The sequence below is a fragment of the Paraburkholderia tropica genome (genome assembly GCF_914484835.1).
GTDB lineage: Bacteria > Pseudomonadota > Gammaproteobacteria > Burkholderiales > Burkholderiaceae > Paraburkholderia > Paraburkholderia tropica_A.
Window position 1 is genome coordinate 23,349 of the sequence record NZ_CAJZAR010000024.1, and the last position, 7,473, is coordinate 30,821.

Consider the following 7,473-nt stretch of genomic DNA (forward strand, 5'->3'; position numbering starts at 1 on the left):
TGGCAAACGATTTACGGCCAGCTTTTTGAATCCTTGAGGGGTGAGCGAAAAAATGCACGCGCGCGCAACGAAAATCGGCGTGGAGAGCAGGAAATGCGCGGGAAAAGCGCGATTTTTGCGTTATATCTTCAGATGAATAACGCGCCGCGCTGCGCGTGCACAATGCATTTGTCGCAATAATCGCGCGTTAGCGCGGCGTTAGCACGCAACCGCGAATACTTCGCACACGAAAATAACGCATTGCAATCTGTGCAATAAATGGGAAAGCGAAATAGTGGGACGAAAAAAAGCGCGCGACGGCGGTGGCCATCGCGCGCTTGACTGGAAGAGGTGAGCGCTTGGGGAAGCGGGGCGCTTCAGCGTCTGTCGCGCCAGGTTCGCAGCAGCAGCGCGTTGGTCACCACGCTCACGCTGGAGAACGCCATCGCCGCGCCCGCGAGCATCGGATTGAGCAGGCCGAAGGCGGCGAGCGGAATCCCGATCAGGTTGTAGATGAACGCCCAGAAGAGGTTCTGCTGGATCTTGCGCCACGTGCGCCGCGAGATGTCGATGGCGGCGGCCACGAGCGCCGGATCGCCGCGCATCAGCGTGACGCCCGCCGCGTTCATCGCCACGTCGGTGCCCGTCGCCATGGCGATGCCGATGTCGGCGGCGGCTAGCGCGGGCGCGTCGTTGATGCCGTCGCCGGCCATCGCGACGATCGAGCCGGTGCGGATCTTGAGGTCGCGGATCGTGCGCGCCTTGTCGTCGGGCAGCACCTGCGCGTGGACTTCGTCGATGCCGAGTTCCGCCGCGACGGCTTGCGCGCTGCCCGCGTTGTCGCCGGTCACGAGCACGCTGCGGATGCCCATCGACTTCAGACGCGCGATGGCGTCGCGCGCGGTCGGCTTCACGGTGTCGCCGAATGCGAGCAGGGCGAGGACTGTGTCGGGTTGTGCGTTCGGTTGTGCATCGGGCTGTGCAGCGGAACGCGTCCCGATCAGCCACGAAATCGTGTTGCCTTCGGCTTCCAGCGACCTGGCGCGAGCCGCGAGCGCGGACGGCACGTCGAGCGCGAGTTCCGCGACCCAGCGCGCGCTGCCGATCGCGAGCCGCCAGTCTTCGACCTGCGCCTGCACGCCGCGACCGGGCACCGCGCGCGCCTCGGCGGCGGCGGGCAGCGGCGCGCCTTGCGAGGCGTCGGCGTAAGCCTTCACGACGGCCTTCGCGAGCGGATGGTCGCTGTGCTGCTGCACGGCGGCGGCCAGCGCGAGCGCTTCGTCGCGCGCGAAGCCGGCGGCCGGTTCGAACGCCGTGAGTGACGGCTGGCCGAGCGTGAGCGTGCCGGTCTTGTCGAACGCGACCACGCCGACGTTGTGCGCTGTTTCGAGCGCTTCGGCGTCCTTGATCAGCACGCCGTGGCGCGCCGCGACGCCGGTGCCCGCCATGATCGCGGCGGGCGTGGCGAGGCCGAGCGCGCACGGACAGGCGATCACGAGCACGGCGACGGCATTGAGAATCGCGGTTTCGGCGGAAGCGCCCGCGAGCAGCCAGCCGCCCAGCGTGATCGCGGCGATCACGAGGATCGCGGGCACGAACACGGCGCTCACGCGGTCGACGAGACGCTGGATTGGCGCTTTCTCCGCCTGTGCGCTTTCCACGAGGCGGATGATGCGTGCGAGCGTGGTTTCCGCGCCGATCTTCGTCGTGCGCACCGCGATCAGCCCTTCGCCGTTGATCGAGCCGGCGGTGACGGGATTGCCCGGTTCCTTCGGCACCGGCAGGCTTTCGCCGGTGATCAGCGATTCGTCGATATGGCTGCGGCCTTCGAGCACGACGCCGTCGGTCGGCAGACGCTCGCCGGGCCGCACGACCACGATCGCGCCGACGCGCACCTGCGCGAGCGGCACCTCGCGTTCCGCGCCGTTCTCGCGCAGACGCGCGCGCTCGGGGCGCAGCGCGTTGAGGGCGCGGATGGCGTCGGTGGTCTGGCGCTTGGCGCGCGCTTCGAGCCACTTGCCGAAGCGCACCAGCGTGATCACGACCGCCGACGCCTCGAAGTAGAGATGCGCGGTCTCGCCGGGATGCGCGAGCATCGCGTAGACGCTCACGCCCCACGCGGCCGAGGTGCCGAGCGCGACCAGCAGATCCATGTTGCCCGCGCCCGCGCGCACGGCTTTCCAGGCGGCGCGATAGAAACGCGCGCCGAAGCCGAACTGGACGATCGACGCGAGCACGAACTGGGCGGCGGCGGGCAGCATCCCTTGCAGGCCGAGCCAGTGGCCGAACATCGGCACGACGAGCGGCGCGGTGAGCACGGCGGCGATCAGCACGGCGCGCAGTTCGCGGCGCGCGGCGTCTTCGGCGGCGGCGGCGCGCGACGGGGCGCCGCCGTGGGCGGAGGAGTCCGTGGCGGCATCGGCGGCTGAGCCGGCGGGCGCGTCCTTGATGATCGGCGTGGCCTCGTAACCGGCCTTTTTCACGACGGCGACGAGTTGGTCGCTCAGTTCGCCGGACAGCGGCCCGTTCAGCGTGACAGCGGCCTCCTCGGTCGCGAGATTCACGCTGACGCTGGCCACGCCGGGCACTTTGGCGAGCACTTTCTCGACGCGGTTCGAGCACGCGGCGCAGGTCATGCCGCCGATGGCGAAATGCGCGGTGGCGGGGGCGTCGGAGGGGGCGTCTTCGCCGGGGACAGGCGCGGCTTCGTAGCCAGCCTTTTCGACGGCGGCGACCAGGCGGTCGACGAAAGCCGTGGACGCGGCGGCATCGGCGTCGGCCGTGGCTTCGACGGTGGCCTTTTCCGTCGCGAGATTCACCGACGCGCGCGTGACGCCCGGCACTTTCGCCAGCGCTTTTTCGACACGCATCGCGCACGAGGCGCAGGTCATGCCGTGGATTTCAAGCTCGGCGACGCGGCTGGCGGCTTCGCTGCGGCCGGCGGTGTCGGCAACGAGAGGTTCGTTCATGATGGTGGGGCGCGAACACGATGACGCGCAATAACGATTCGACCTGACGCAGTATCTACGTTCCCATGATGGGAAGGTCAAGGGGGTGATTTTGCCGCACGGCGCGCGTTTTGGCGCCAGTTCGCCGCCCGCCAATCCCCCCACGCCCCACAAAGCATATTTACGTCCGTCAGACTTTTCACGGCAAGGCGCGGGCGATACGATACCACCCGGCGGCATGGCACCCTGCTGCGCGCACGAGACCACGGCCCTTGGGGGGGCCGCGCGCCGCGTCGGAAGCCGGTCGACGTCACTTCATGGACCGCCCCTGCTTCGCACCTATATCTACAAATGAAAAGAAAACGCCGAGAGTTTCCCTTTATCCGCACCTGCGCCGCGCTGGCGGGGATCGCGCTGATCGCCGGTTGCGCCTCCGCGCCCGCGGGCGTCGCGCCCAAGAGCAACGGCTGGGTCAAGGACGAGGTGTCGGATTCCTACGTGTTCGGCTATCCGCTCGTCCTGATGGACGTCTCGCGCGAAGCCGCCACCGGCAGCGCGCCCGGCCAGGCCGCGCCGAACACGCTGCGCCACGCGCAATCGCTGCCGCCCGTCGGCGCCTCCAGCCCGCCCGAACCGAATCTCGACACGCTGGCCTCGTCCGGCTGGTTCGACGTGAGCCGCGAGCCGGTGATCGTCGCGCTGCCCGACACGCACGGCCGCTATATGGATGCCCGCGCGCTCGACATGTGGACCAATGTCGTCTGGTCGACGGCTGCGCCGCCGAAGGAGCGCGTCGCCGGTCAGAAGGCGCAAACGATTGCGTTCGTGCCCGCCGGCTGGCAAGGCACGCTGCCCGCGCGCGTGAAGCGCATCGAAGTGAGCACGCGCTACGTGTGGTTCCTCGCGCGCATCCAGACGCGCGGCGGTGGCGACCTCGCGGCGGTGCGCCGCCTGCAACATGGCATCCGCGTGGCGCCGCTGTCGGCCTGGGACGAGCGCGGCAAGCGTGGCGCGCAAGCCGACGCCGACGCGGGCGCGGGCCTGAGCGGCGATCCGGTCGCCACGGGCACGCCGGGCGCGCAGGTCGCGGCGCTCGACGCCAACGGCTTCTTCACGCGTCTCGCGCAGGCGATCGACGACAACCCGTCGATGCCCGACGATCCGCACGCGATCAAGATTCTCGGTGACATCGGCGTGCACGCGGGCGAGACGGCGCAGCTGCCGTCGGGCTCGAAGGACGCCGCGCTCGTGGCGGCGGGCTTCGCGGACGGCCGCACGCGCGTCGCCACGCCGCCCGCGAATCTGCTGGCGGGCAACGGCTGGCTCTGGATCGGCGACGACTCGGGCAACTACGGTCCCGACTACGCCCTGCGCGCCTACGCGGCTTACACGTCGCCGGGCCTGCCGACGAGCCTCGACGAAGTGCGCGCGCGCGTCGCCCAGGACAGCGACGGCCACGCGCTCAACGGCGCGAACCGCTACGTGATCCACTTCACCGCGAAGCAGCTGCCGCCGGTGCGCGGCTTCTGGTCGATCACGGCCTACACGACGGACGGCGCGCTCGACGGCGACGGCCCGGTGCGCGTCGCGTTCGGCGACCGCAACGGCGCGCGCCGCAACCGCGACGGCTCGCTCGACGTGCATGTGAGCGCCGAGCGTCCGCGCGGCGGCGTCAACTGGGTGCCGGTGCCGAAGGGCGATTTCCGCCTCGTGCTGCGCCTCTACGCACCGAAGGCGCAAGCCACCGACGGCTCGTGGCAGCCGCCCGCGGTCGAGCGTCAGTGACCTGTCAGTGACCTTCGCGAGTCGATGACTCGCGCATGAAACGGCGGCGCCATCCTTCCGGGGATGTGCGCCGCCGTTGCATTTCATCTCGACGAACGTAGCCGCTCCGAAGCGCGTCTCGTCCGCTCGCTGACGCCAACAAACCTCTTACCTGGCCGCGCGCTGCATGCGCGCAGAGACCGCCGCGCCGCGCTGTGCCGTGCGCAAAACCCACGACGCCGCGCGTTTTACCGCCGCGTGAAATGGCATCGGGCCTATACTTCCGGCTGTCGGACTTTTCCGACAAAATCGCCCCAGTCTTTCACTCCGCGGCAATCGCTTGCCGCGTCATTGGCCAGCAAGCATGGCAAGCATCAACAAAGCATCGCTGACGACTTCCCTGCAATCGGTACGCGCCGTTGCACGCGCGCCCCGCACCCGGCGCATCTTCACGGGCGTCCTGATCTTCCTCGTGGTGTTCGGCCTGCTCGGCTTCTTCGCCGCGCCGCCGCTGATCCGCCACCTGGCCGAACGACAGTTGAGCGAGCAGCTCGACCGCCCCGTCACGATCGGCCGCATCGCGCTCAATCCGTACACGCTGCGGCTCGAAGCCGATCGCGTGCATATCGGCGAGCGCGGCGGCCAGGGCGACTTCTTCGACGTCGAACGGCTCGTGGTGAAGCCGTCGTGGTCGTCGCTGTTCCGCCTCGCGCCCATCGTCGACGAAGTGCGGCTCGACTCGCCGCGCGCGACCATCGTGCGTCTCGATGCGCAGCGCTTCAACTTCTCGGACCTGATCGACAAGTTCTCGAAGCCGTCCGCCAAGCCGGACAGCAAGCCCGCCGAGTTCTCCGTCTCGAACATCCGCGTGGAGAACGGCCAGATCACCTTCGACGACCGCCTGCTCAACGAGAAGCACGTGATCGACCGCTGGACGCTGGGCATTCCGTTCATCGCCACGCTGCCGTCCAAGACCGATATCTTCGTGCAGCCGATGCTGCGCGCGCGCATCGACGGCGCGAGCACGCTCGCCATCGACGGCAAGACCAAGCCGTTCGCCGCCTCGCGCGAGTCGGAAGTCGAACTGCAGCTCGCCGATCTCGACGTGCCGAAGCTGCTCACGTACTCGCCGTCGAAACTGCCGGTCACGCTGAAAAGCGGCAAGCTCTCGACGAATCTCAAGCTCGATTTCGTGATGTCGGGCGAGAAGCCGACGCTGCGCGTCTCGGGCACGACCGACCTCAACGACATCGACGCCAGCGACAACGCAGGCGCGCCGCTGCTCAACGCGCGCAGCCTGCACGTGGCGGCGAATGCGCTTGAGCCGTTCACCAATCGCTACCAGTTCGACCAGATCCGCATCGACGCGCCGACGCTCTGGGTCGCGCGCGACAAGGCCGGCGTGCTGAGCCTCGAAAAGCTCGCCAACGCGCCCGCCGCGAAGGCCGAGGCCGCTGCGGCGGCGAGCGGCGCGTCGGCCAGCGTCGCGGCCGCGGCGTCGGGCACGCAGACCGCCGCGAACGCCGCGAACGCCGCGAGCGCTGAAAAAGCGCCGCCGCTCGATCTCTCGATCCGCCAGTTCGCGCTCACGGGCGGCACGCTGCACGTGGACGACGAAGCCGCCGCGCGGCCCGTGCGGCTCGACCTCGGCAACGTCACGGCGACGCTCGCCAATTTCTCGTCGACGGCAAAGCAGCCCGCCGCCTACACGCTCGCGCTCGCCGCGCCCGATGGCGGCACGGTGCAGGTCTCGGGCAACTTCGGCATGGCCGCGAAAACCGCCGACGCGAAGATCGCGCTCAACGCGATCGGCCTGCCGCCGCTGCAGCCGTATATCGACAACGTCACGCCCGCGCAGGTCGTCGACGGCAAGCTGAGCCTCGATTCCACCATCAACGCGAACTGGGCGAAGGAGCCCGCCGCCGTGACGGTCGGCACCAGCACGCTCAATCTCGACGCCATCAAAGTCGCCGCGCGCGGCGCGAAGACGCCCGCGCTCGCGCTCACGAAGGGCACCGTGAAGCTGACCCAGGTCGATCTGGCGGCGCGCACGGCGCAGATCGCGTCGGTGGATGCGACGGGTCTTGCCGTCAACGCCGAGCGCCTGAAGAACGGCAAGATCGATCTGATGGAGCTGGCGGACACGCACCAGGCCGCGCCGCAGCGCACGGCGATCCGCGCGGCGCAGAAGTCGGTCGAGGAAGGCCCGACGTGGCACTACAAGATCGACTCGGTGAGCGTGAACGGCGGCTCGGTCAACTTCACCGACAGCACCACGCCGCGCCCCGTGAAGCTTTCGATCGCGCCGCTCGACCTCAAGGTCCAGCAGATCAGCGACGACATGAAGCACGCGCTGCCGATCGAGCTGAAAGCGACCGTCAACAAGAAGGGCACGCTGGCGCTCAACGGCGACGTGAATCCCACGCCGCTGAAGGCGCAACTGAAGATCGACGCGAACCGTCTGGACGCCGCCGCGTTCGAGCCGTATTTCGGCAGCCAGCTGAACGCGGTGATCGCGAGCGCGCTGCTCAACATGAAGGGGCAACTCTCGGTCGAGCAGGGCAAGGCGACGCGCGCGAACTATCGCGGCGACGCGGCGCTCGTGGACGTGCGCATGCTCGACAAGGCGACCTCCGACCCGTTCGCGGGCTGGCGCTCGCTCGCGCTCACGAACCTGAAGGCGAATTACGACGACGCGCGCGGCACCGATGTCGACGCGAGCCGCGTGACCTTCTCGGGCTTCTACGGGCGCGTGCTGCTCGACGCGCAGGGCAAGCTGAAC

The 7,473-nt window shown here is 68.9% G+C and carries 3 protein-coding genes; 2 read left to right on the forward strand and 1 reads right to left on the reverse strand.

From position 1 onward, the window contains the following. Positions 1-356 precede the first annotated feature (356 nt). Complete coding sequence (locus tag LDO54_RS02055; protein ID WP_224005441.1) at positions 357-2,948, reverse strand: heavy metal translocating P-type ATPase; 2,592 nt, start codon at positions 2,946-2,948, stop codon at positions 357-359. A gap of 330 nt (positions 2,949-3,278) precedes the next feature. On the opposite strand from LDO54_RS02055, the gene LDO54_RS02060 reads away from it, so the two are divergent. Continuing rightward, a complete protein-coding gene (locus tag LDO54_RS02060) occupies positions 3,279-4,712 on the forward strand; it encodes a DUF1254 domain-containing protein (protein WP_224005444.1) in 1,434 nt (477 codons plus the stop codon). A gap of 343 nt (positions 4,713-5,055) precedes the next feature. Further along, positions 5,056-7,473 (forward strand): DUF748 domain-containing protein (locus LDO54_RS02065; RefSeq protein WP_224005447.1); only part of this gene is annotated, 2,418 nt, incomplete at its 3' end.

Bases quoted from the DNA above. Each gene is read 5' to 3' on its own strand.
- LDO54_RS02060 (WP_224005444.1), top strand. From the start codon at position 3,279: ATGAAAAGAAAACGCCGAGAGTTTCCCTTTATCCGCACCTGCGCCGCG.
- LDO54_RS02055 (WP_224005441.1), bottom strand. From the start codon at position 2,948: ATGAACGAACCTCTCGTTGCCGACACCGCCGGCCGCAGCGAAGCCGCC.